Annotated in this window: 26 protein-coding genes; 14 read left to right on the top strand and 12 right to left on the bottom strand. The window is 46.1% G+C overall.

The features are described 5' to 3' along the window. Nucleotides 1-220: 220 nt before the first annotated feature. The gene (locus LY387_RS18075; protein WP_234497217.1) at nt 221-649 is read right to left on the bottom strand and encodes a MarR family winged helix-turn-helix transcriptional regulator; all 429 of its coding nucleotides are present in this window, start codon (nt 647-649) and stop codon (nt 221-223) included. Nucleotides 650-686: 37 nt separating this feature from the next. Further along, a complete protein-coding gene (locus LY387_RS18070; RefSeq protein ID WP_234497212.1) occupies nt 687-1,325 on the bottom strand; it encodes a cytochrome b/b6 domain-containing protein in 639 nt (212 codons plus the stop codon). A gap of 137 nt (nt 1,326-1,462) precedes the next feature. Here LY387_RS18070 and LY387_RS18065 point away from each other — a divergent pair, with 137 nt between their 5' ends. Beyond that, the gene (locus tag LY387_RS18065) at nt 1,463-1,939 is read left to right on the top strand and encodes a c-type cytochrome (protein ID WP_234497210.1); all 477 of its coding nucleotides are present in this window, start codon (nt 1,463-1,465) and stop codon (nt 1,937-1,939) included. 49 nt (nt 1,940-1,988) lie between these two features. Here the strand turns inward: LY387_RS18065 and LY387_RS18060 are convergent, their stop codons facing one another. The 3 genes from LY387_RS18060 to LY387_RS18050 are packed head-to-tail and all read right to left on the bottom strand — an operon-like array spanning nt 1,989 to nt 4,502. Further along, nucleotides 1,989-2,663, bottom strand: coding sequence for an endonuclease III domain-containing protein (locus tag LY387_RS18060; RefSeq protein ID WP_234497208.1), 675 nt, complete (start codon nt 2,661-2,663; stop codon nt 1,989-1,991). Nucleotides 2,664-2,672: 9 nt separating this feature from the next. After that, nucleotides 2,673-3,668, bottom strand: a complete 996-nt coding sequence (locus LY387_RS18055; protein WP_234497206.1) for an AraC family transcriptional regulator — start codon at nt 3,666-3,668, stop codon at nt 2,673-2,675. A 51-nt stretch (nt 3,669-3,719) separates the two neighbouring features. Continuing rightward, nucleotides 3,720-4,502: an SDR family NAD(P)-dependent oxidoreductase gene (locus tag LY387_RS18050; RefSeq protein WP_234497205.1), complete on the bottom strand. Its 783-nt coding sequence runs from the start codon at nt 4,500-4,502 to the stop codon at nt 3,720-3,722. Between the two features lie 264 nt (nt 4,503-4,766). On the opposite strand from LY387_RS18050, the gene LY387_RS18045 reads away from it, so the two are divergent. Next, nucleotides 4,767-5,285 carry a GNAT family N-acetyltransferase gene (locus tag LY387_RS18045; protein WP_234497204.1) on the top strand — a complete coding sequence of 173 codons (519 nt, stop codon included), beginning with the start codon at nt 4,767-4,769 and terminating at the stop codon, nt 5,283-5,285. Between the two features lie 6 nt (nt 5,286-5,291). Beyond that, nucleotides 5,292-6,560, top strand: coding sequence for a glycosyltransferase (locus tag LY387_RS18040; RefSeq protein WP_234497203.1), 1,269 nt, complete (start codon nt 5,292-5,294; stop codon nt 6,558-6,560). Here LY387_RS18040 and LY387_RS18035 read toward each other — a convergent pair. Then, nucleotides 6,557-7,426 (bottom strand): patatin-like phospholipase family protein, encoded by an 870-nt coding sequence (locus LY387_RS18035; RefSeq protein WP_234497201.1) that lies wholly within the window; start codon nt 7,424-7,426, stop codon nt 6,557-6,559. The two genes, LY387_RS18040 and LY387_RS18035, sit on opposite strands and share 4 nt — an antisense overlap. A 7-nt stretch (nt 7,427-7,433) precedes the next feature. Next, on the bottom strand, nt 7,434-7,607 hold the full coding sequence (locus LY387_RS18030) for a hypothetical protein (protein ID WP_234497200.1): 174 nt from the start codon (nt 7,605-7,607) through the stop codon (nt 7,434-7,436). A gap of 179 nt (nt 7,608-7,786) precedes the next feature. Between LY387_RS18030 and LY387_RS18025 the strand changes: the two genes are divergently transcribed. From LY387_RS18025 to LY387_RS18015, 3 genes are all read left to right on the top strand, one after another. Beyond that, nucleotides 7,787-8,680 (top strand): AraC family transcriptional regulator, encoded by an 894-nt coding sequence (locus LY387_RS18025; RefSeq protein WP_234497197.1) that lies wholly within the window; start codon nt 7,787-7,789, stop codon nt 8,678-8,680. A gap of 125 nt (nt 8,681-8,805) precedes the next feature. Beyond that, nucleotides 8,806-9,504, top strand: a complete 699-nt coding sequence (locus LY387_RS18020; protein WP_234497193.1) for a fibrobacter succinogenes major paralogous domain-containing protein — start codon at nt 8,806-8,808, stop codon at nt 9,502-9,504. Nucleotides 9,505-9,577: 73 nt separating this feature from the next. Continuing rightward, complete coding sequence (locus LY387_RS18015; protein ID WP_234497191.1) at nt 9,578-10,507, top strand: SDR family NAD(P)-dependent oxidoreductase; 930 nt, start codon at nt 9,578-9,580, stop codon at nt 10,505-10,507. An 84-nt stretch (nt 10,508-10,591) separates the two neighbouring features. On the opposite strand, the gene LY387_RS18010 is transcribed toward LY387_RS18015, so the two are convergent. Next, entirely contained in the window at nt 10,592-11,779 is a 1,188-nt protein-coding gene (locus LY387_RS18010) for a hypothetical protein (protein WP_234497188.1), read from the bottom strand. A 333-nt stretch (nt 11,780-12,112) separates the two neighbouring features. Next, nucleotides 12,113-12,994 (bottom strand): LysR substrate-binding domain-containing protein, encoded by an 882-nt coding sequence (locus LY387_RS18005; protein ID WP_234497187.1) that lies wholly within the window; start codon nt 12,992-12,994, stop codon nt 12,113-12,115. A gap of 171 nt (nt 12,995-13,165) precedes the next feature. On the opposite strand from LY387_RS18005, the gene hisC reads away from it, so the two are divergent. Together hisC and LY387_RS17995 are read left to right on the top strand one after the other, a co-directional pair. Beyond that, the gene (gene hisC, locus LY387_RS18000) at nt 13,166-14,251 is read left to right on the top strand and encodes a histidinol-phosphate transaminase (RefSeq protein ID WP_234497184.1); all 1,086 of its coding nucleotides are present in this window, start codon (nt 13,166-13,168) and stop codon (nt 14,249-14,251) included. 13 nt (nt 14,252-14,264) lie between these two features. Next, nucleotides 14,265-15,035 (top strand): ABC transporter substrate-binding protein, encoded by a 771-nt coding sequence (locus LY387_RS17995; RefSeq protein ID WP_234497180.1) that lies wholly within the window; start codon nt 14,265-14,267, stop codon nt 15,033-15,035. Nucleotides 15,036-15,104: 69 nt separating this feature from the next. On the opposite strand, the gene phnX is transcribed toward LY387_RS17995, so the two are convergent. Genes phnX through phnW form a run of 3 tightly spaced genes read right to left on the bottom strand, consistent with a single transcriptional unit; the run spans nt 15,105 to nt 18,415 of the window. Next, the gene (phnX, locus tag LY387_RS17990; protein ID WP_234497179.1) at nt 15,105-15,923 is read right to left on the bottom strand and encodes a phosphonoacetaldehyde hydrolase; all 819 of its coding nucleotides are present in this window, start codon (nt 15,921-15,923) and stop codon (nt 15,105-15,107) included. 30 nt (nt 15,924-15,953) lie between these two features. After that, entirely contained in the window at nt 15,954-17,312 is a 1,359-nt protein-coding gene (locus LY387_RS17985; RefSeq protein WP_234497177.1) for an aspartate aminotransferase family protein, read from the bottom strand. Then, nucleotides 17,312-18,415, bottom strand: coding sequence for a 2-aminoethylphosphonate--pyruvate transaminase (phnW, locus tag LY387_RS17980; protein ID WP_234497176.1), 1,104 nt, complete (start codon nt 18,413-18,415; stop codon nt 17,312-17,314). Before phnW ends, LY387_RS17985 begins: the two co-directional genes overlap by 1 nt. A 247-nt stretch (nt 18,416-18,662) precedes the next feature. Here phnW and LY387_RS17975 point away from each other — a divergent pair, with 247 nt between their 5' ends. From LY387_RS17975 to LY387_RS17950, 6 genes are all read left to right on the top strand, one after another. Next, nucleotides 18,663-19,670 (top strand): putative 2-aminoethylphosphonate ABC transporter substrate-binding protein, encoded by a 1,008-nt coding sequence (locus LY387_RS17975; RefSeq protein ID WP_234497175.1) that lies wholly within the window; start codon nt 18,663-18,665, stop codon nt 19,668-19,670. Between the two features lie 212 nt (nt 19,671-19,882). Beyond that, a complete protein-coding gene (locus LY387_RS17970) occupies nt 19,883-20,989 on the top strand; it encodes a putative 2-aminoethylphosphonate ABC transporter ATP-binding protein (RefSeq protein ID WP_234497174.1) in 1,107 nt (368 codons plus the stop codon). 46 nt (nt 20,990-21,035) lie between these two features. Beyond that, a complete protein-coding gene (locus LY387_RS17965; RefSeq protein WP_234497172.1) occupies nt 21,036-22,739 on the top strand; it encodes a putative 2-aminoethylphosphonate ABC transporter permease subunit in 1,704 nt (567 codons plus the stop codon). A 58-nt stretch (nt 22,740-22,797) separates the two neighbouring features. After that, nucleotides 22,798-23,505 carry a phosphonate utilization transcriptional regulator PhnR gene (phnR, locus tag LY387_RS17960; protein WP_234497171.1) on the top strand — a complete coding sequence of 236 codons (708 nt, stop codon included), beginning with the start codon at nt 22,798-22,800 and terminating at the stop codon, nt 23,503-23,505. Between the two features lie 81 nt (nt 23,506-23,586). Beyond that, nucleotides 23,587-24,489, top strand: a complete 903-nt coding sequence (locus tag LY387_RS17955; protein ID WP_234497170.1) for an EamA family transporter — start codon at nt 23,587-23,589, stop codon at nt 24,487-24,489. A 101-nt stretch (nt 24,490-24,590) separates the two neighbouring features. Then, nucleotides 24,591-24,890, top strand: coding sequence for a hypothetical protein (locus LY387_RS17950; protein ID WP_234497168.1), 300 nt, complete (start codon nt 24,591-24,593; stop codon nt 24,888-24,890). Nucleotides 24,891-24,931: the final 41 nt, after the last annotated feature.

Raw genomic sequence — 24,931 nt, 5'->3', positions numbered from 1 at the left:
ATCTTAGGACAAGTTTTTATCACCAAAAACAGCATACTGATTGAAATATTATCAAAAATTATTTGATAGTATTTGATTGGGTTGGATGCAGTTCGTGTATGCCTTTACTAACCATAGAGGTGATTGGAGTTTGCTGCTTAGCTTACATTTGGATTCTGTCTCAAAAATTATTTGAGAAAGTGAGCAACCTGCGTTTAGAGATTGCTCACATGAAAGGGGGTTATATCTTGTCGACTAGTTTTTGTAGGAGACTAATAAGCGTTGCTTGCTCTGCGGAATCTAAGTCTTCAAGCAGTTCACGATTTACCTCAACTGGAAGATGGATCACTTTGTCTTTTAGTGCCTTACCTTCATCAGTGAGATAAATGCGAAATGAACGACGACTTTCTGGGTCGGGTTTGCGCTCAACCAAACCAAGCGTTTCAAGCTTATCGAGCGTACGAGTTGTCGTTGAACTTTCCACTTTAGACATTTGCGCGATCTCTCGCTGTGTCACCCCTTCTTTTTCCCACAAACACATTAATGTAGGCCACAAAGCTAAGGTAAGACCATTGTCTTTAAGGCGTTTGTCGAACTCTTTAGATGCGTGGTTTGCTACCACATTCAAAAGCCAGCCAAAACTTGTTTGACGATTAAACTCGCTTTCCATTTTTACTTCCATTTTCGTCGTTTGACTATCAATACAGTTACATATTTGATGTAGCAACTATTGTCATCGTAACCAAAATTGCAAAGATTAGCACTAGTAGCGCTTTGATTTGACTCGATAGTACGGGTACGGATTGGTTGAAGTCCAGTGATTGATAACCTGTGATCATGGCTTTTAATAAACCTTTACCGAAGATCTTGTAGATCACAATTGCTCCTACGTGAGTCGCAATTATGATGGGGAGCAGGTCGGCAAGTAGGATATGTACTTCCTCAGAGATCTCATAGAGAGCATCTGGAATGATAAGCCCGTATGCTTCCAGTCCATCAAATAGCCCTGCTAACATCATTCCGGTCAAACACTGCACTAATAGCGTGGTTAGCATAGTGATGACCATAAATGCGCCAAGGGGATTATGACCAATATAGGGTGTGCTTTTACCCAGCGCATATCTGACGGTGTTCAACGGATTACGGACAAACTGCGAAAAGCGATTTGTCTCACTACCAACCAATCCCCACAGGATTCGCCAAACAATCAATGTGAATAGCGCCAATCCAAGTTGAACATGTGGACCATTTGAAGTTATCCCTGTTGCCATTAATCCGAAGAAAATCAGCGCTTGAGCCCAGTGGTAAAGTCTTGTTGATAGGTCCCAGATCTTAACTTTTCTCATTGTGTTTTTCTCATTGTGTTTGGAAAGTGAGATTAATTTACACAACAATAGTTGCGTGCGCAACTATTGTTGTGTAAATTAAATGACGTAGGCAGTCGCACTAATCAAAAACAGAGAATCAAACGCTAGGAGGATTTATGTCGAAATCGATAACTGAACGTACTGTTGGGAACAAAGCAATGAAAATAGTGATCACCGTGTTAGCCGTGTTTGGGATTACACACACGAGTCTGGCTCAAGCTCATGAAGAGATGATAGAAGCTAGGCAAAATGCTTTCTCTAACATCGAAAACCAAACGAAAGTCGTGAATAAGCAAGTTAAAAAGTCAGACATTGATTGGCAGGCCATGCTGGCAGCAAGCGAACAGTTGACGGTTGATAGCACCATGTTATCAAACGCATTCGAGACGGGTTCCCAAGAGGGAAGTAAAGCGAAAGAGTCCGTGTGGACTAAACCGGAAAAATTCAATCGACTCCTAGCCGAAATGCAACAAGGCTATAAGCAAGTCGCTGAAGGTGTGGACAAACAGTCGATAGACGAAGTGAAGCGTGGTCTGAAAGTCGCAGAATCAACCTGTAAAAGCTGCCACCGAAGCTACCGTTCTCGCTGGTAATCCAAAACTTATAACGAAAAGAAAGAGAGTAAAGTCATACTCGCTCTAGCTAGTCGACGCCCACTTTGCGGCAAGTCGCTACCAACGGACAGAATTCACATTTGGGCTTGGTCAGACAAAACTGCTGGCCATGCTCAACCATGAGTCCATGATAATAAGCGTAGGTCTTGGTTTCTGGCTGTATCGCTTGTTGCATCTGATTGCGAAAGGTCTCATAGCTTTTTGGAACTTGGTGACCAAAGCGAGAAAATATCCTGCGAGCATAGGCATCAATAACAAATGAAGGCTTGCCAATCGCATAGGTAAGTATGACGTCCGCAGTTTCGCCGCCGACACCGTTGATGCTCAGCAACTCAGGTCTAAGCTGCTCAACAGAACATTGTCGGACTTTTTCAATTTGATACTCATAGTGTGCAAACCACTGCGTCACCGCTTTGATTTTTTTCGCTTTTTGATTGTAGTAGCCGCTAGAGCGAATTTTTTGAGCAAGCAGGGTAAGATCCATCTCTTCGATAGCCTGTGGGGACAAGTCATCTTGTAAATTATCCAGTGCTTTTTGTGCGTTTCGCCAATTAGTGTTTTGTACCAGAATCGATCCCAGCATCACCTCATAATGGTCATCACTTGGCCACCAATCAAACCATCCATAATGGCTCTCCAGTGTTGAAAATAGCGCTACAATTAGGGCTTGTTCATCACTTGTTAGCGTTTGAGAGCTTCTCATAGACATGACCTAGATTAAACGTTCGCGCAGCTGGTTTGGTGATTGACCATTCCAAGTCGTATAGGCGCGAATAAAAGAGTTACTCTCTTGGAATCCAAGCAAAAACGAGATTTCACTAACGGGTAAGTCAGATTTGGTGAGGTAGTCTTGAGCAAGACTTTGACGCACCTCTTGCAATACATCTTGATAGCTCTGCGCTTCGGTTGACAGCTTACGTTGCAGCGTGCGTTTGCTCATCGCCAGTTCGCGTGCGACGAAGTCGATGCTGCTCTGTCCTTGAGGCAAGGCGTCAAGCAAAACCGATTTCACACGATCAGTGAGTTGTTTTTCTCCAACTATCTCATTTAACTGCTTCTGAAGCTCATTCTCAAAGCAGTTAAGCATGACTTGATTGCTCGTGAGAAAAGGGGTGTTTGCATCTTTAGCTGAGAATCGAATCCGCGTCGAGTTACCCTTGGTAATTGAGCAGCTGAAATAGGACTCATAGGCAGCGATGTCGCTAGGTAGCGCAGGCAACTCCACCTGTAGCGGCTTTATGTGCTGACGAGTGGCAAGACGTGCGAGCTGGGTAAAGAAGATAAGCTCTGACAGGTTTAAGCAGAGCGGTAGCGGCTCTTCGTATCCGTAACAGCTGATCTCTAAATCGGTAAAATCTGTGGTGCTCTTGATATCGAGCAGCATTGGGCCGATCAATGGCTTGTATTCCTGTAAGCGCTTGGCAGCAGCGTTGAGGTTTGGCGTACAGATAGCCGCGTATATTGGCACATCAAAGAACTCCAAGCTCATTACTTTTGCAAACTCAAGAGGCATCTCTTTACCGTGTGCTGCGAGATCGACGCCGCGCCACAACTGAAAGTATTGAGAAGGAGAGAGCTGGATTTTTTCTTGCGAGAACAACCCTTTGGGAAGCCCTGCGTAAGCGAGTACTTCCTCAATGTTAAGTCCAAGATCACTGAACAACAGTTTCCAGTTCGGTGGGATAACAAATTTGTTAGCTCTTCTCATCTCAATGCTTCTACCTTGTCGAATAACAGAAGTTTACCTAATAGTGGAAGGTTACTTGGCGGTTTTTTCCATCGCTTGGCGAGAGATCTTAAGTACCATCTTACGAGGAAGGAATGGAACAATCCAATTCAACATGAACTTCAATCCAGACTCATTAAAAGCAACCAGTTCGCCTTTCTCCATTGCTTGATAGCCACACTCAGCAACCGACTTTGGCGTTTTAGCTTTATCGAAGATCTCAACACCCTGAAGGTCAGCAGCAGCCACAAAGCCGGTCGCCACGGCACCCGGACACAGAGCCGTAACCGTGATGTTGTGATTCTTCACTTCTTCCGCGACGGCTTGACTGAACGACGTCACATAAGCCTTGGTTGCGTAATAGACCGCTTGTAGGGGACCAGGCATAAATGAGGCAGTAGATGACACGTTGAGAATTTTACCTCTGTTTCGCTCGACCATCCCTGTTAGGTAAAGATGCGTCAAGTTCGTCAATGTCACCATATTGACCTGCATCATTGCTTGTTCATCCTCAAGAGAGCGCTCGTGGAAGTTACCATGCCCACCGAAGCCCGCGTTGTTGATGAGTGTATCGATTTGTAGCCCTGCAGCCTCAGTTTGCTCGAAGAGTTGCTGCGCTGACTCAGGCTTTGAGAGATCCGAAGGAAGCACGGTTACAGTAACGTTGAACTCGTTTTCGAGTTCTTGCTTGAGCTCTTCAAGTTTAGCTTTCGAGCGCGCCACAAGAACCAAATCACCACCTTTTTGAGCATGAATTTTCGCCAGTTCTAGTCCAATGCCACTTGATGCGCCGGTAATAAGTGCTGTATTTGCCATGATGATACTCTCCGAGTGAGGTTGTAGGTACGTGTTGTTATTTGATGAGGAGAGTATAGATAATCAAATAGCGCCAAGAGACATCCGATCGTGCCAAGATGAATTCCGATCGCGCCAACTTATCAGAAAACGAACGCTTGGATACTGTTGAATGGTTAAGTGACTAATATTACTTGATATTACTACTATGGATTTGCAATATGGTTGGAGAGGTCGCCTCTTGAGCTCATCGGATGGCGCCAATTATCATGAAGTGTGGTGGCAATGGATATGATTGAAACACAGAGGTTGATACTTCGCCCGACGACAAGCAATGATCTGCAATTTTATGAGGTGATGCTCAAGGACCCTAATATCGTTCGATATCTCCCAGGAGGCAAGCCATATACCAGTGACTATATTTCCAATTATGTGTCCAACAGAGTGGCGCATTGGAAAAAGGGCTTTGGTACTTTTACGGTCGCATTGAAGGGAAATCCAGAGGTCGTTGTTGGCTATGCGGGTGTTGAGCGGTTACCTGATTCTCCATTTCATGATATCCGATATGGCTTTTTGCCAAGGTTTCAAGGGCGAGGTTTTGCTAGTGAAGCCGCTCGCGCGTCGATCGAGTTTGTTTTCAGTAATCGTTTGGTTGAAGAGGTGTTTGGTGTGGCTGTCGTTGATAACCTTCCCTCTGTTCGTATCTTGCAGAATTTGGGCATGACACCGTCATCAGAGGTACTTTATGACAGTGTGGATTTAGTGACCTTTTCTATCGTGCAGCCATGTTGTGAGCAGGAGTGAGTTTGTTTGAAAATACTCTTAATGACAATAGGCTCTCGCGGTGATGTTGAGCCATACATCGCGCTTGGCAAGGCGTTGAAGCAAAGAGGTCACTATATTGATCTTTGCGCAGCGCAGCGTTTTAAAAGTTTAGTTGAGGCTCACGGGCTTTCTCATAAACCACTTTCCGATGATTTATTTCAGCTAGTGGAAGGAGGGACGTTTGAGAAGATGGGGAGTCTTGTGAGTGGTGTTAAAACTGCGCTGCGTTTGATGAAGTTAGCGAAACCTATCAATCGCCAATTGATAGTCGATAGCATTAAAGCAGGTCTTGAATCAGAACCGGAACTTGTCATCTATCACCCCAAGTGCCTAGCTGCGGTCTCGATTGCCGAGAAGTTTGGCGTACCAGCTGTCGTGTTAGCGCTTCAACCTATGATAGTGAAGACGCGCTCGTTTCCTCCAGCAGGCATACCAAACCTAGGGCCAATAATAAATCGCCTTAGCTACCACTTAATTAATCTTGGTTATCGTCAATATCTTTCAGATCTAAATGCCCAAAGAGAGGCGTTATTGGACCTACCGCGATTAGAAAAAGACAAAGGGATACTCAGCCACAGTGATGGTCGACCTGTCTCTGTCTTGCATGCGTTTAGCGAGCACCTTTTACCTCGTCCCCTTGATTGGCCCAATCACAGTGTGATAACAGGCTACTGCCAACTCACCGCTGATAATGAAACATACCAACCGCCTCAATCCCTGACTGATTTTTTGGCCGTTGACAAGCCGACTGTTTATATTGGTTTTGGAAGTATGTCTGGGAAGGATCCTGAACGGACGACCCAGATTATCATTGAAGCGGTGCAAAAAGCGGGTGTACGAGCGATAATCGCGACAGGTTGGGGAGGGCTAAAAGCTGGCAGTTTGCCAAGCAACATTCTCAATGTGGACTCGGTAGCCCATAGTTGGTTATTCCCACAAGTCACAGCTGTGGTACACCATGGTGGGGCGGGAACCACCGCTGCTGGTCTAATGGCTGGTAAACCGACGCTTATTTGCCCATTCTTTGCTGATCAACCTTTTTGGGGGGCTGAAGTGGCTCGTAAAGAGCTTGGCCCCACGCCAATCAAACAAAGTGCACTCACCGCCGATAAACTTGCCTACGCACTCCGTCAATTAGTTGAAGATGAGCGCTTTAAAGAGAATGCGCAACGGCTATCGATTGCATTGCGCAGTGAAAATGGTGCAGACAATGCAATCGAATGGATGAAACAAAGGGGTATTCTGAAAGACTAGAGAGCAAGCAGCGCTTTGATCTTTGGCATCGCTTGTTTCGCCGCTAGGTAACCAGCTTTAATGGACTCCGCTTTATCGTCAAACGCTTCACCTCCATTAGGTTCGTATGTTGGCGCGATGATGATGTCTGCACTGTTAAGTTCCTCTTCTGAGAGCCGACAGCTTTGCATCCTAAATGCAGCAAGTGTAATTTTGCTGGCGGAAATCTCTGGGTGAACTTGATTGTGGCAATAGATATCAACGGCGATTACCTTCTTAGCACCAAGCGCTCGCGCGATGTAAACCGGTACCACGCTGAATAATCCGCCATCGACCAATATATCGCCATGATTTTCAACCGGGACAAATGCACCGGGAATCGTAGAGGACGTCTGTACCGCGTGCCCGGGGTTTCCTGAGCGGATCATTATGGTCTCTCTGGTTGTCATGTTGGTTGCGGTTACAGCAAGCGGGATAGGCATCTTCGAAATATCGTCATAGTTGACTTGGCTATTCACCCATTCCGCTAGTTTCTTACCATTGACTATACCTTTTGAGGAGAAAACAAAATCAGCGATATCGGACATACCAACCTCTTCGATTGCGTGTTCCATTTCCTCTACGGTCATCCCCGAGGCGTACAACGTGGCAGCAATAGAACCAGCAGATGTACCGCTGACAACATCGGGTTGAATGCCTTCCTCTTGCAGTGCCTTGAGCACTCCCAGGTGCATGAAGCCGCGTACACCACCGCCACCAAAGGCGAGACCAAGTTCGTATTCTTCCGTTAGGGGTGTTTCCGTCGCGTTGATGTCATCATAGACGTTAGGTGATGAGCAGGCCGCCAACACTGACGTGATTAATACTATGGATACTATTTTAAACATCTTGGTTTTATATCCCATTATTACAGCAAACAGTCGATAGCGGCTTCGATTCAGCCGGACTCAGGTTCAACACGACAAAACGAGTACCACTGTTCGTACCTGTGATGGCACAAGTCTTACCTACAAGTGAGCGAATACGGTCAGGCGTCCAAGTGTTATTACCGAAAAGTTGAGTGGTCATATTGTTTACCTTTGTCTGTTTGCTGAGCTTTTCTGTTACGCGGCAAATCAAGTTGCTTGTCGACATTAGCAGTAGTATCGTTGTCTGCGATTTACTATAACTCTCACTGTGGTGTGTAAATAGGCGAATTTATCTCAATTAATTGCCTATTTGTGTCAATGTCAATGTAAGGTGCTGAAATGATAAAGCAACAGATCAAACAGCTTGTTGAAGAGCGAATCACTGAAGACGGTATGTTTGATACCGGCATAAAAGGGGTTCGCCTGTTTAAGGTCACGACGGCAGTTCCTTGTGTTCCCGCCGTATATGAACCGACGGTCATTGTGATCTTGGGTGGCAAGAAAGAAGCGATACTCGAAGGTGCACGCTACGTTTATGACAATAACCAGTACATGTGTTGCACCGTATCGATTCCGGTCGAGGCAGGTACGCCAGAAGCATCCCCAGAGGAGCCACTGATTGGCGTCTATATCTCACTCGATACCAAGCTGATGACGGAATTAGCGATTGAGATGGAAAGCACGGCGGGTGCCGTTAAGCTTCCTAAGAGCAGTAACCAACCGCCAGGGATGTCTCTAGCAAACTGGGATGACGCATTTTCCGATGCCTTATTGAGGCTTCTTCAGCTTGGCGATGATAAAGCTGACCTGTCTATACTTGGTGATAGTCGATTGCGCGAGCTTTATTACGCAGTGCTTAAAGGGGAGGCGGGAGTTTCTGCCCGAAGGGCGTTTGGTGTTGGAAACGAAATTGCTCGCTCAATTGAGTATTTGTCTCTCAACCTTAGTAAGAATGTCACCATAGATGAACTTGCATCGTTAGTCGGAATGAGCAGGGCGGTGTTCCATCGAAAATTCAAACAAGCCACTCGGATGTCACCGATTCAGTTTATGAAGTCGATGCGCCTTAACAACGCGGCGATGAAGATTGCGAGTGGCATGAATGTGAGTGAAGCAGCGATGGCCGTTGGTTATGTAAGCTCTTCGCAATTTAGTCGAGAGTTTAAGCGTCTTTATGGCGTATCGGCGAAACAGTGGAGCCAGTCTCAAGAGCTCCCCAAGAACATTGCGTAGTGAGCGAGTACCTCGACAGATTTGCTGTTTGATACAAATAGGCAATTTTTAGAGACTATATTGCCTAGTTTGTGTTCAGTTTGAGAGATAAAGTATAGACATACCAACAACGAAGGTAACTCGTCGTGAAGAAGCTATTTTTATCTATAGGAGTCGCTATGGTTCTCGCTGCAAACTCATCTGCGAATGACATCAATTCTGAGCTGAATAAACTAGATGGCACCGTTCAGGATAATGAAGGCAACATCTATCGAACTGTGCAAATTGGTGATCAAGTTTGGATGGCTGAAAACCTAAGAAGCACTAAGTTTCAAGATGGCACAGCCGTCAGGTCGGGCGCTATTCCAAAAGATGATGAAACAAACTTATTGAAGTATGGCCGACTCTATAACTGGCACGATGTTGCGGATAAAAGACGTTTATGTCCAGAAGGCTGGAGAGTCGCGACCGACGAGGATTGGAAGACGCTTGAGCGAACCATTGGCATGTCCGAAGCAGAGCTTGACCAAGAAGGCTGGCGCGGAGGTGACCAAGACTTAGGCTTACAGCTTAAAGAAGCACAAACGGATGGTCCATTTAAGAAAGTAGATCAATCACTCGTTAACAAGCATAACTTCTTTGCTAGACCTGCCGGGGTTAAATGGAATGGTTGGTATATCACTGAGGGAGCGTATACCGAATTTTGGACCGCAAGTAGCGCTTCTGAAAGCAAAGGTATTATTCGCACGCTGGCATATTCTTGGTGGAACGCACATAAAGGCGAAATACGCCGTGCAACCAGCTCAAAAGAATATATGTTCACTGTTCGCTGCGTGAAGATTTAACGCGCTTTCTCTTAGTAAAAAACTTCGCCAGTTGTTTCGATAGCTGTTCCACTTCTAATCATAGGTAATCAATATGACTCATTCTTCAATTCTAATTACAGGTGCAAACTCAGGACTTGGGTTCGAAGCTGCGAGACAACTTGCTCAGCAAGAAAGTGTTTCAAAAATTGTTCTGGCTTGCCGTAATCAAACGCGAGCGGAAGAAGCATTACATCGGTTAGAAGAACTTACCGGCAGGAATATATTTGAAATATTAATTGTCGATGTGAGTAGTTTAGAGTCATGCCAAACAGCGGCTGAAAACCTCAGCACCAATATCGATAGCATGATTTTGAATGCAGGTGGTGGCGGTGGAACAGAGCCGACTAAACTGACAAAGGACGGCTCGACGTTTATCTTTTCAGCCAACGTTTTGGGACATGTCCATTTTACTGACCTACTAATGCAGAATGGTAAGTTATCCAAACAAGGGTCAGTGATGTATGTGGCTAGTTTTGCCGCAAGAGGCGCTTCTGAGGTTGGCGCTGCGAAACCGCCAATTCATGACGGCTCAATCGAGGAATGGACGTCAGTGGTAAACGGAGAAAAGTTTGCTGATAACAAAACATACACTGACATCTACGGTTCCGTTAAGCTCATGGGCGCAATGTGGACGATGAGTATGGCTAGACAGTACCCCCAAATGCGGTTTGTCACGGTTGATCCTGGAATGGCGAGAGGCACAGCTGGAACGGCGACACTTCCTTGGCACCAGCGTTGGACTATGAATACCGCTATGTGGGTTATGCAATTACTTGGTAAAGCACACTCTGTGGATGTAGGCGCAAAGCGTTACGTGGATGTTCTGTTGAACGATGATAGCTTTACGTCTGGTATTTGGTGGGGTAGTGAGAAGGGACTAACTGGAAAACTGGCCAACCAGGTTACACACTGGCCTGAGATCATTGGTAAGGAGTCAGCCCAAGATAATGCCAATGCCGTTATTCATAACTTTATAAAGTGACAGGTGGTCTATGGAAAGGATCATATGTTTCTACCACCAAACCCGACGCTAAGGTCGGGTGGTGGGCTGTTTCCAGCATCGAGGCTAATCGTTTTCTCGCCAGATATTGGAGTCTGAGCAATCAATTCCGCTATTGAATGTGCTCCAACAAGTCTGGTAATCGATAGGAATTGGCTCGTAGCCTTTCTTGTCTAGCATATCAATCGTTTTGGTACAGGTGCTGTCAATAAAGATTCTACCATCACCTAATGTCGTTGCATTACATGCACCGCGTTGAACGTCCTCAACAGGGATCGGAAGGATTTCCCAATCTTTTAAGCAGTTAGGTAAGTCAGACCAGCGACCTTGTTTTCCATCGTCAGGCAGACCTACAACACCCTCAACCAAGTTCATCATGACACAGTCCTCATGATAGCCGAGGTTGGAATCGAACCACCATGTTTCTTGCTTATAACCCAATCGGTCTAGTAAGCGCATAAAGAGGTCTCGTCCGCGTGGCCAACCAGCCGGAGTTCCTGCACCTGTTCTAGATGCTGCAGCAATTTGATTTTTGTCGCTAACACCAAAGCCCCAAAGAATGGTTCCGTCAGGCATCAAGCGCCAATCAGCGAGGTCTAACCCTCCGAAGCCTGGTCCTACAATAGTTGGATTTGGCTCATGGGAAAGGAATGAAATAATCGCTGCTTCCGGATCTTCTTCGATCAGTGCCACAGTGGCAGCACGACTTGAAGCTTCACACCCTTTTACCGGACCACAAGACTCAGCGACGATGATACCGTTATTAGCACCACGGAACTTTGCGCCTGCATAGATGGAGTTCAAGCGGGGACCATTCCATGCTCCGTTATAGTTAATGGCTTCTTCTGGGTACCATCCCAGTTTATTTTTAATAATGGTAATGCCGGCCTTCTCGTAGGCTTCATCTCGACCTGCAATCTCTTGGGCAATTTTGTCATAGCGCTCTGGGTCAATATCGCGCATGGCTTTTCCGCCATTCTCTTTCCAGTTTAGGTACATCTCTTCAGAGGCGTTATCTTTGATCAACCCTTCCATTTCAGGGGTAAGCTCTGGAATTTCAACGGCAAATGGGTCACCAACCATGCAAGCGCGAAGTTTTGCACTCGCATGTTGCTCGTGTACTTTTATGCCTTTGCCACGAATCTGGTCTTCCCAGTGATCGTTAAACACTTTCCATTGCTCAGTCTTATCTTCTGGTTTGTGAGCCGGATTAAATGCTAAATCGTAAGCCGTTGATTTGTTGTTGGTTGTCATAATTAAACACCTCGAATTGGTTAACTTTGCCATTTGGCAGCGTAGCTTTTCATCCGTGAGGTAAAGATGTTGGCTCTATCAATGTCGATGTTGCCAAGGCGCGTTCTTGCGATGGGTGTAATCTAACGCAACAGAGTAGAAAGGTTTGAATAAGTTACTTCCAAATAAATTGGAATTAAGGAGGGGTATAGCAACATAAATAGCTTTTTTCGTAATTTATGATGCATTAGCTAAGTAATTATCGGAAGTAGACGGTTTCACTTGGCAGTTGAGCTCTGTGTGAGAGTCTAGATACTTAGCATACGAAGATGGCTTGTTTAACTCGTGTTGGAGTTAAAAGTGACATGAAATGAGCCACTCTTCTAAACACCGTTTTGCCTCTGACTGTCTGGTCTTAGGGTATAGTAGGTAATACCCGTTGCCAGACTTGACGGTAGTTGGACTGAGTTGGGCTAGCCGCCCAATTGCGAGGTCCTGCTGCGCTAGGGTGGTATCACCAATTGCAATACCAAAACCCTGTAAAGCCGCGTTCATGGCTTGATCAAGCGTAGCGAAGTGTTGGTTGTTGTGGCTGCTCAGCCCACGGTGACCCGTTTGTTCAAGCCATAGTTTCCAGTCACTCTGCTGAGGGTTGGCATGAAGCCAAGTGTAGTCTTTGAGTGCTTCGACTGGTTGTTGGTTTAGCTCTATCGCTGGAATTTTGTCGGGGCGACAGATTGGCGCGAGTGTTTCTTCAAACAAACATTGGCTATGAAGCCGATGATTTGCATTTTCCTTTCCATAAACGATGACCATATCAAACGAATCAAAGTTAGGCTCTAGGGCGTGCTTGATCGTTGATGTCAGCTCTACATCAATATCAGGATACTGTTGCTGAAAGTCCATCAATCTTGGTAGTAGCCATGATGTGATGCAACTTGGGGCATTTAGCCTGATCTTCGACTCTCCTCCAGAGACCTTTTCTAGTGCTGAGTGAAGTTGATTGAGCGACTCTTCAATAAGAGGTGAAAGTTGCTCACCTTTTGGCGTAAGCGATAGTCCTCGTGCATGGCGATAGAAGAGTTCTGTACCTAAATGCTGTTCCAACGATTGAATCTGTCGACTAATCGCCCCTTGTGTCAGGTTGAGCTCACTTGCAGCATGGGTGAAGTTGAGATGAGAGGCGGTAGCAAGAAACGCCTGCATTGATTTGATGGAGGGCAACGTTTTTTTCATTTAATTAAGCCATGCAATAAGTTCATGGCTAGTATGTGTATATTTCGTTTCTTAAATCAAGCGTCATTTGATTAAATAGCCCAATAAAGTGAATTAAAAGTCAAATATTGCAGTTGATAGTGCAATTGTAAGCTAATTTGACTTATAACTATAAAACGGAAAAGCAGTACTTTGAGTGAGTTTATCGCAGAGCTTGTGCCTCAAGCCGTAAAAAAATTAATACCTTACCAGTCAGCAAGGCGTATTGGAGGAAGTGGTCGTGTTTGGCTAAATGCCAATGAACTTGAACACCCAGTACAAAACGATAGTGCTGATATGGAGTTGAATCGATATCCAGACTTTCTACCTCAGGATTTAGCGAAAGCGTACCAGCGTTACGCACGCACCTCTGCCGATGTCGTCGCTGTACGCGGTGCCGATGAAGCGATAGACCTGTTGATCAGAACCTTTTGTCAGCCAGGGAAGGACAGTATTGTCATCTGTTCTCCAACTTATGCTATGTACGAGTTTTGTGCTGAGTCTCTTGCAATTGAAGTGCGGGATGTACCGCTTAAGCCATGCTTTAACTTGGATGTAGACAAGGTGGTCGAGGAAGCGAAGCATGCCAACATGGTCTTTCTGTGCTCACCGAACAATCCGACCGGTAATGTGATTCCACGTGGAGACATCATCTCAGTACTTGAAGGAACAAAACACTCTTCACTAGTTGTGGTTGATGAGGCATACATAGAATTTGAGTTAGGGGCTTCAACAGCGGATCTGATAGAGCAGTTCCCACATTTGGTGGTCATTCGTACATTGTCGAAAGCGTTCGGATTAGCGGCGGTTCGCTGTGGCTTTATTGTCGCTAGTGATGCGGTGATGGAGTACGTAAACAAGCTCATTCCACCTTATCCAATGCCGGATTGTTCTTCCAAGATTGTCCTCAAGTCGCTTTCTGAGCAGGGACTTGAACAGGTGAAACAGGTCACTGAAGAGATTATCGCAACGCGTGACTGGTTTAGCCTAGAACTAGCGAAACTCGATATTGTGTCTGAAGTGTACCCGTCATCAACCAATTTTGTTTTGGTGAAGGCGCGCGCGGGCGTTGATTTGTTTGATGTGATGAAAAAAAAAGGCATTGTCACTCGAAACCAGACTCACGAACCTGCTTTGCCGCAGTGTGTAAGAATTACCATTGGCTCTAAAGCAAGCATGCTTGAAGTCATTGACGTATTAACAACCTATTCAGAAGAGCAGTGTGTAGAGCTGTCATAAAAGGGATTTACCAATGAAGAAAATTATTACTAGCATCGTTTGCATATCAGCACTATTCATGGGCTCGGTGCAGGCTAAAGAGGTGAGGCTGGCTTCAGATTTTACCTATCCACCTTTTAACTATAAAGACAGCCAAGGAACGCCAGTAGGGTTCGATATTGAGATCGCCGACGCCTTGTGTGCTCAAGCTGAGCTTGATTGTGTTTGGGTCACGCAGAGCTGGGACTCTTTGATCCCGAGTCTGTTATCTCGTAAGTCTGACGTGATTATGGCATCCATGCGAATCACAGAAGAGCGTAAGAAGAGAGTGCTATTTACCAACAAGTACTATCAAACGCCAGCTCGCTTTGTCGCCGCAAAAAGCGCGACTTTTGAAATGGATAAAGAAGGTCTGAAAGGGAAGACGATTGGTGTCCAACAAGGCACTATCCATGATACCTATGTGACTGACCATTTTGGCTCTATCGCGACAATCAAACGTTATAACGGTCAGGATGAGGTTTACCTTGATCTTCAGAATGGTCGCTTAGATGTAACATTCGGGAACTCTGATCAATTGGCTCTGGCACTATTAGATAAGCCTGAAGGTGCTAATTTCGAATTTAAAGGTAAGGCAGTGACTGATAAAGCTTACATTGGTGAAGGAACGGCGCTGGCGTTGAGACTGCAAGACAAGAAACTCGCCGCTCAATTTAACCAAGCCATTAAAGATATCCGTAGTAACGGAACCTATGACAAGATTGCGGCAAAGTACTTCAATTTTGATATTTATGGTGCGGAATAAGCGCGCACTAAAAAGGAGAGCGATAAGCTCTCCTTTTTCATATATGAAGTAACCTTAACCGCAGCTTGATTAAGGGCGTTCGCCTGCGACTAATCGCTCTTCAATATCAGCAATCACTTCAGGTAGATCGGCAATAGTATCAATTAAGTAGTGCGGGGCTGATTTACCCAGTTTCACTCGGGCACGTTCGCGTGCTGCGTCGAGAGTTTCTGCATCAGCGGCTTGGTATTCTTCAAACGTTAGTCCCGCCTCGTTACCCGATAGCAATAGACCCACAGTCCACATTCCTGCGTTGTGACCCTCTTCGATGCCAGGCGCCGCATCGTCAACTTTGACGCATGCGCCAACGCTTGTAACACTTAGCTCAATGGCATTTTTCAGTGCCATGAATGGTGCCGGGCGACCGCCTTGTGGAAGATCGTCTGTCGCTACTACGTAATCGGGTTGGTAGCCGTAATCCGCCGCAACAGGCACCAGAACGTCCATGACTTCACGCGGATAACCTGAACATGAACCAATTTTAATGCCTTTCTGTTTTAGGTTATTCACGACCTCGACAGCATTTAGAATTGGCGCTGCGTGATCTGCGACTTTCGCTTTCTGCAGAGGCATAAATGCCGCGTAAATAGCATCAATGTCCGCATCGTCCATCTTTTTGCCAAACTGAGCCACCCAACGTGCTTTCACGGCTGGGATCTGACCAACGGCTTTGATGTGGTCCCATTTACCGATACCCATCGGCTCACGGGCTTCTTCTAATGAAATGTCGAAGTCGAAGCCTTGCTTAAACGCAGAGACAAAGATGCTCGTCGGTGCGAATGAACCAAAGTCAACAATGGTGCCAGCCCAGTCAAAAACAACAGCTTGGATAGGGGATGGTTGAGTCATAGTGGTATTCCTTATTTTCTAACTTATTGTTTAGCGACAAACATGAGCAATGGCGTGCTCAAAGATATCGAGAGCTTTGGTGAGCTCTTCTCGGGTGATAATTAAAGGTGGACTTAGCTGAATGACGTTTCCTTGGGAAACCTTAAAGCTCAGTCCTTGATTCAAGCACTGGTATAGCACCTGCTCTGCTTCATCGTAGGCACGCTCTTTGGTGATATGATTTGTCACCAACTCAACACCCCACAACAAGCCAATACCGCGCACATCACCAATGATTGAGTATTTGTCTTTCATCTGTTGCAGACGCGCTCTCACAAACTCGCTGTCTTCACGTGTTTTTTCGAGTAGCTTCTCTTGTTCGATGGTTTCCATCGTTGCCAGCGCAGCCGCGCACCCTAGAGCGCTTTTTTCGTGGGTATAGTGGCCGAGCGAGATCTCGGCAGCAGTGTTGTACTTGTCTTTGGTCACCATGGCAGCGATAGGGACTAAGCCGCCACCGAAACCTTTACCGATACATAAAATATCTGGCTCAATGTCGAATGCTTGATAGGTGAACCATTCGCCGCTTCGCCCCATGCCATTGGGAATGTCATCGATGATCAGCATGACGTTGTGTTTGTCGCAGATTTCACGAATGCGCTGCCAGTAGGCTTTACTTGGTACCTGGACATCGGTATTGCGAACGCCTTCTGCGATAAATGCGCCGATACCGCCCTCTTTTTCAATGACATACTCTAGGTAGTCGGCGTAGTGGACGTCGCTACCGTCTTGAGAAGGGAATGCGCCTCGGTATGAAACCGCTGGTGGAATGCGTTCGACACCTGCCATTAGAGGTCCCATACCTTCGCGGAAGCACGCTTCGCCCCCGACAGAAATCGCGTCAAGAGAAGCGCCGTGGAATGAATCCCAGAGTGAAACAACCTTGTAATTGCCAGTGATGTAGCGAGCAAGCTTAAGCGCCATTCCTACGACGGATGTACCGCCTGGCGCAAACAAAACTCGGTTTAAATCACCACCGCAGATTTCAGTCAGTTTTTCAGCGCATTGCACTGCTGTTTCATTGGTAAAACGGCGTGGCGAAAATGGTAATGAGTGCATCTGCTCAGTGATTCGTTTGATCACATGAGGGTGCGCATAGCCTAATTGATGCACGTTATTACCATGAAAATCCATATAACGCTTGCCACGCGTGTCCTGAATGTAGATGCCTTCGGCGGCTTCCAGAGAATCAAGACATGGCGTAGACATAGATTGATGTAAAAATACGTCAGCATCGCGTTTAAGTAGCGTTTGTGTCGCCTCGTCTTGAATCTTGTTGTTCCATTCTTGGCGAGCAGGGGTGTTGTTCACATCCCCTTCGCTGCGAAGGTGAGTCGCTGTGCTCGACATTATGAAAGCTCCCAATACATAGCGTTTTTAATGGCACCGATTAGACGTTCAATGTCTGCTGGGTGAACATCGCCAATGTTACCTATGCGGAAACAGTCAGCATTGGACACTTTACCTGGGTAGATAACAAAACCCTGCGCCTTCAATCGGTCATAGAACTCTTTGAATTGATAGTCGCTATGCTCTGGCGAGTAGAACGATGTGATGATGGGTGAGTGCAGATCATCATTGAGCAAGGTACGGAAACCCAAAGAGCGCATTCCTTGTACTAAGGTTGTCTGGTTGGTTTGATAGCGTTGGTGACGGGCACCAATACCACCTTCTTGCTCAAGTTCAATCAAGGCTTGATAGAACGCTCGTACTGTATGAGTAGGAGATGTGAAACGCCATTTACCATGATTGGCTTGCATGCAATGCCATTGGTCATAAAGATCGAGACTTAGTGAACGTGCGCGGCCTTTGCATTTTTCTAACTCAGACTGTTTAGCAACCACAAAACCAAATCCTGGGACACCTTGAATACATTTGTTGGCAGAGCTGATCATAAAGTCGATGCCCAGATCCCCAATATCCATAGGAATACCACCAAAGCTCGACATCGCATCGAGAATCACGGTTTTGTCATATTCTTTTGCTAGCGTGGCGACTGCTTCAATTGGATTGAGCATGCCAGTGGTCGTTTCGCAGTGAACGATCGCGACGTGAGTGATAGAGGCATCCTGCTCTAGTGCGGTTTTTACCTTGTCTAGGCTTGGTTGGCTTACCTCACCAGGGGCAACAACATGGGTAGCAATGTTTAAGTAGTTGGCAATTTGTGCGATACGCGCACCGTAGGCGCCATTATCGACCACGAGTAGCTTGTCATTAGGACCCATAGAGCTGCCAATCGTTGCCTCTACAGAAGCGGTACCGCTACCTTGCATGAGCACACTTGTATAGCCTTCGTGCTCAGTCGCTAGCTTTGTTAATTTGGCACGAATCACTTCGACGATCTCTTTGTTGTAATCGTCATCCCAAGTACACCAGTCTTTCAACATTGCCTGGCGTACGGTTTCGGAAGTCGATAATGGACCGGGCGTAAGCAACAAGTATTCGTTTTTCATTTTGCGTCTCGTCTTTTTTTGGACTATACCAATTTGTTGTAATCACTCTAGCAACCAAATTTTGTAAACGCAAAGGGCGGAATTCAACTTTCACAAAAGTTTCATAACTGCACTTTGAGCGTAAAACTAGTCCGTAAAGTCGATTTTATTTAGTAAAACTGCCATTTTTTGTTCATTTAATCGTCATATAACAAAACTAAGGTGGGCGCTATCAACTGGTACAGACCAAATTTAACTGGAGACGAAGATGAAAAACCGTTTGATGAAGGGAACACTGGCGACACTGGTTTCTCTACTTGCCACTAATGCACTAGCAGCGACAGAAGTAACCGTGTATACCGCTTTCGAGACTGACATTCTTGCTAAATACAAGAACGCGTTTGAGAAAGAAAACCCAGACATCAAGATCAAATGGGTTCGTGATTCGACAGGTATCATGACGGCGAAACTTCTCGCGGAGAAAAACAATCCTCACGCGGAAGTTGTATGGGGTTTGGCAGGCTCATCGATGGCTCTGCTTAAGGAAGAAGGCATTCTTAAGCCATATACACCAACAGGCTTAGAAGACTTGAATGAGAGCCTTAACGATCCTCAGACGAATCAAGCTTGGTTTGGTAACGACGCGTTCTTCAATGCTATCTGTTTCAACGAAGCAGTGGCGAAACAGCTTAACCTGCCGAAACCACAGTCATGGGAAGATTTGACTAAGCCGGTTTATCAAGGTCATATCGCTATGCCAAACCCAGCGTCTTCGGGCACGGGTTACATGCAAGTATCGGCGTGGCTGCAGAACATGGGTGAAGATCAAGCTTGGAACTATATGAAAAAGCTAGATAACAACATTGCACATTACACGCACTCTGGCTCGAAGCCATGTGTTCAGGCGGGTATGGGAGAAGTCGCTATCGGCATCTCAATGGCTGTGCGCGGTGCTAAGCTGATCAACCAAGGTGCGCCGCTAGCGGTCATCACGCCAAAAGGCATCGGTTGGGAGTCTGAAGCGGTTGGCTTGGTTAAAGAGTCTGATGCCGCTAAGCGAGTGGTTGACTGGTCAATCTCTAAGGCAGCAAACGAGCTTTATGTTGAGTCTTATCCAGTGGTTGCTCATAAGGCGGTAACGGGCAATGTGTCGAACTACCCAGAGGTAGAAGGTGCTATGGCTGACATGGACTTTGGCAAAATGGGTGCAGATCGCGCTGAAGTGCTAAAAACATGGTCTCAAAAATTTGACGGTAAGTCAGAGCCACGATCGTAGTAAATGGTGGCTGACTGCTGCATACATTAGTCGCGCATCAACTGATGATGTATTAAAGAAGGGAAGATCTTAGGATCTTCCCTTCGTTATTTTTAGCAAACAGAGACACCGGCATCGCGAAATTCATCGATTGCAATCTACCTGCTACAAAACTGTCATCCCGATGAAATAAACCAGATTTACATTTGGTATATACCATTGGAGAGACGATAATGACAGTATCCAACCCTTATCTAGATATTAAAAATGTGGTGAAACAGTTCGGTCAGTTCACGGCATTAAAGCAGATTTCCCTCGCCATCAACAAGGGCGAGTTCGTTTGCTTTCTTGGACCATCTGGTTGTGGCAAAACCACATTACTTCGCGCCATTGCAGGGCTGGATTTACCAACCACGGGTGAAATCCATCAAGCAGACAAAGACATTACTTTTCTTCCACCAGAAAAACGCGACTTTGGCATTGTATTTCAATCTTATGCACTATTTCCTAACTTAACAGTTCAAGAGAACATCGCCATAGGTTTAAAGAACCAAGGTATGTCGAATAAAGAAGCGTTGGAGAAAGTAGAACACTGGCTAGAAATGATTGGTTTACCAACGTCTGGCAATAAGTACCCTAACCAGCTTTCTGGCGGTCAGCAGCAGCGTGTTGCGCTAGCGCGCGCGTTGGCACTGTCTCCAGGTCTGCTTCTGCTCGATGAACCTTTGTCAGCTCTTGATGCAAAAGTACGTACTCACCTGCGTGAAGAGATCTGCCAAATGCAGCGAAAGCTTGGCATCACTACCATCATGGTAACGCACGATCAGGAAGAGGCCTTATCTATGGCTGACCGTATTGTGGTGATGAACCATGGCGTGATTGAGCAAGTAGGCACGCCGCAAGAAGTGTATGAGAAACCAGCAACGCGTTTCGTCGCTGATTTTGTCGGCAGCATGAACTTTATCGAAGCTTCAGTAGCGTCAACGACGAGTCTGCGCATCGCGGAAAGTATGCTGTCATTACCGACGTTGGAAAACATGACGTTAGAACAAGGAGATATCTTTGACCTTGCTGTCCGTCCTGAGAGCCTGAAGTTTGTCGAGCATGCTGCCAATGCGATTCCAGTAAAAGTACTGGCAAAAGAGTTTCAAGGCGCGTTCTATCGCGTCGAGGTGATGATGCAGCATGCGCCAACTGCCGCGCCTATTTACATTGACGTTCCAGTCAAACATGCCAACGAGCTTCAACTTCGTCGCAACGATATTCGTTACGTCGAGTTTTCTGAGAGTGGATTGCTTGGCTATCGCCGAGAAACAAGTCAGCTAAAAGCCGCGGCATAGGGAAGGGTCAATGCAGGTTACTTCAACTCTAAATTCTGGTGGCACAATGAAACAACGTCTGGCGTTACTCACCACTCAAAAAGTCAGTGCTAAGTTTAGTAAAGACAATATGGTACTTTTTGGACTGCTAACGTTTCTATTTGTCGCTATGACACTGTTTATCTTGATGCCCTTGTGGGCAATGATGAAAAAGAGTGTGCAGAACAGTGCCGGTGAGTTCGTTGGTCTTGAGAATTTCGCTACCTATTTTGCCACCGACAGTCTTTGGTATTCACTAAGCAATACGATGACGCTGGGGCTTATTGTCACTGTGGTGGTTGGCTTTTTAGCATTCGGTTACGCTTATGCGTTGACTCGCTCGTGTATGCCATTGAAAGGTCTGTTTAACTTGATGGGGACGGCACCAATCTTAGCGCCGTCCCTACTCCCAGCGATTAGTTTGATCTTCTTGTTTGGTAATCAAGGTGTGGCGAAAGAACTACTGCAAGGACACTCTGTTTATGGCTTGATTGGTGTTTCACTGGGTCTAATATTTTGGACCTTTCCCCATGCTTTGATGATTTTAACTACGTCACTGCGCACCTCAGATGCTCGCCTCTACGAGGCGGCACGTGCACTAAAAACATCGCCGGCTAAAACTTTCTTCACCGTTACTTTACCTGCGGCTAAGTATGGATTGATCAGCACACTCATCGTCGTGTTTACTCTGGTGGTTTGTGATTTTGGTGTACCAAAAGTGATTGGTGGCAGCTACAACGTATTAGCGACCGATATATTCAAGCAAGTCGTTGGTCAGCAGAATTTTTCTATGGGGGCGGTAACCAGTATCTTGTTGCTTCTTCCGGCTGTTCTGGCGTTTACTGTTGACCGCTGGGTACAGAAAAAACAGAAGAGCATGCTAGATAGTCGCTCCGTGCCTTATCAGCCATCTCCCAATAAGCTGCGTGACTCCCTTTGCTTTGTCTATTGCCTGCTGGTTTCTCTGGCGGTGTTAGCTGTGCTTGGTATGGCAGTGTATGGTTCGCTCGTTACTTTCTGGCCTTGGAACAAAGCCCTCACGCTCAACAACTATAACTTCGCCGAGATGAGTACTTATGGCTGGAGCCCGTACTTTAACTCCCTGAAATTGGCGACATGGACAGCAATCATAGGCTCGGTGGTTATCTTTATCGGTGCTTACTGTATTGAGAAAGGGCGTGCGTTTGGTCCGGTTCGTCAAGCGATGCAGATGATGAGTGTGATTCCAATGGCCGTTCCTGGGTTGGTACTGGGTTTGGGTTACATCTTCTACTTTAATGACGCCAATAACCCACTCGGTGTGTTGTATGGCACCATGGCATTCTTGGTTATCAATACCGTTGTGCATTATTACACTGTGGGGCATATGACGGCGTTGACGGCACTCAAGCAGCTACCTTCAGAAATTGAGGCGACGGCTGCGTCGGTTAAGCTGTCGCAATATAAGCTATTTTTCAAAGTTTCTTTGCCATGCTGTTTGCCGGCTGTGTTAGATATCGCGATATATCTATTTATCAATGCTTTAACAACCACGTCTGCGGTAGTATTCTTGTATTCAACAAATACGATCCCAGCGTCTGTCGCGGTGCTTAACATGGATGATGCCGGCCAGACGGGCAGTGCAGCGGCAATGGCGGTAATGATCATGCTCTCTGCAGCCGTTGCCAAACTGGTTCACATGGTTGTTGGAAAGCTATTTGAAGGCAAAACTCAAGCTTGGCGTAAACGCTAATAGACGAGATATTTCGATTAATAATCGTGTTGGATAACGATTGAATTAAGGATGCCAAGTGCAATACGTAAAAATAAAAGACGCCATTGTTGAGCAAATCGAATCGGGCATGCTTGCTCCGAGGCAAAAATTGCCAGCAGAACGCAAGCTTGCTGAGTCGTTCGACACCACTCGTGTCACGCTTCGTGAAGCACTGTCACTGCTTGAAGCAGAAGGGCGCATTTATCGTGAAGATCGTCGTGGCTGGTTTATATCTCCAGAGCCGCTGCGTTATGACCCTACGCAGACCCTTAACTTTACTAATATGGCGATTTCTCAGAATCGACAGCCACGTACTGAGCTCATTGCAGCAAAAGGGATCTTGACAACAAAACAAGCGGCTCAGCTTTTGGAATTACCACCGTTTTCAGATATTTATCGAGTAGATCGTGTGCGTTACTTAGAAGAGCGCCCAGTCGTTTATGTGACCAACTTCATTCGAACTGAAAAGTTTCCAGACCTACTAGATGTGGATATGGCTGGTGCGTCATTGACGGATATCTATCGTGAGAAATACGGTGTTGTCTACGATAAGGTAAAGTACCGAGTCACCACAACCTCACTGCTGGGCGAGGTGGCACAAGCGCTGCGTGCAACTTCAGGTACCCCTGCAATGATGGTCGAGCGTATTAATTACAATCAGTATGGCGAGCTTATTGATTGTGATATTGAATATTGGCGCCACGATGCTATCAGTATCGAGTCCATCGCTCAGCTCGAAAGATAGGTTTTCATACACTTCTTTTGATTTATCTTCCTACCAACCGACGCCCAAGTGGTGTCGGTTGTTTTTTTATCGGATCTTGTTGTGACACTCTACGCTGCTCTTCTTGTTATCTTTTCGGCGCTACTTCATGCGGGTTGGAACATTCTTGGTAAGTCTAATAATGGCTCAGGCTATTCGTTCACTTTAGGCGCTTCTCTTTCACAGTTCTTGCTGCTCTCTCCGTTTATTGTCTGGTGTTTCATCCAGGTTGGAATCAGCAATATCTCTGCACATTTTTGGTGGTTGCTTGGGATCAGCGCTATTGGTCAGGTTATCTACTTAGTTGGGTTACTCAGGGCATACAAGAACGGGGACATAGGCGTTATTTACCCAATCGCTCGCGCTTTGCCTGTGTTAATGGTTGGGCTGGGGGCTTGGGCACTGGGGCAATCGTTAGACCTCACCGCTTGGTTTGGTTTCGCTATTTTGACGCTAGGTTGTTTGCTCGTGCCATTGAAAACACTTAAAGGCTTGAGCGTGAGTGCCTATGCCAATTGCGGAGTCTTTTGGGCGTTCATCGCGGCTATTGGCACTACGATTTACTCAATTGTCGATAAAGAGGGGATCAATTGGTTGCTGTCTGAAACGACAGCGCTGACGTCGCTCCATATCGCTGTGTTGTATCTCGGACTACAAACCGCAGGCATCACTTTGATGTTGATCTTGTGGCTAGTCTTTACCAAACAGACTCATGAGATCGCACTCGCTTGGAAGTATCGCTATCATTCGACGGCGGCAGGGCTGATGATGGGGCTAACGTATGGCATCGTATTGTATGCGATGACAATGGTCGAGAATGTGAGTTATGTGGTTGCCCTTCGCCAAGTGAGTATTATTTTTGGCGTCTTTATGGGGATGTGGTTTCTTAAAGAGCCTTGGCTGAATAGTCGCATCCTTGGGGTGCTTTTGGTCTGTTCGGGTCTCATTATCGCTTTGGCGTTATAGCAAAGTGGTAAGAGTGACATTGATCCAACCCGTGTTATACCGATGGAAACTAGTGTACACTCTCGCAATAAGTATATGATTAAAATGGAATTGAATAATAGATGCGATTGGAACACGTGATAGAAATCATCGAACATACTGATTCAGATCTCTTTGAAGATGCGATAGAGCAGTTTAATGCGCATGGCATTGTGACCGACGCTCAACTGCCGTTTTTGGATATCGTGTATCAATCCGCACCAGATGCTTTGTGTCAGAGATTGATGGGGGTAGGGTGTAAAGGTCGCCCTCAAGTCGCCAAAGGGATGTTGTCGAATGGCTATATTGTATTCAACGCTGAGCTGTTTGATGAAGCTGAAGCGGTTGATAAGCATAAGGCGAGTGCTTTCTCTAATTCATGATGTAATTCATACCGAACTAAAAAAGCCCTTGTACTTTCATA

The sequence above is a fragment of the Vibrio maritimus genome, assembly GCF_021441885.1.
Lineage (GTDB): Bacteria > Pseudomonadota > Gammaproteobacteria > Enterobacterales > Vibrionaceae > Vibrio > Vibrio maritimus_B.
This window is presented reverse-complemented; position numbering and strand designations above follow the sequence as displayed.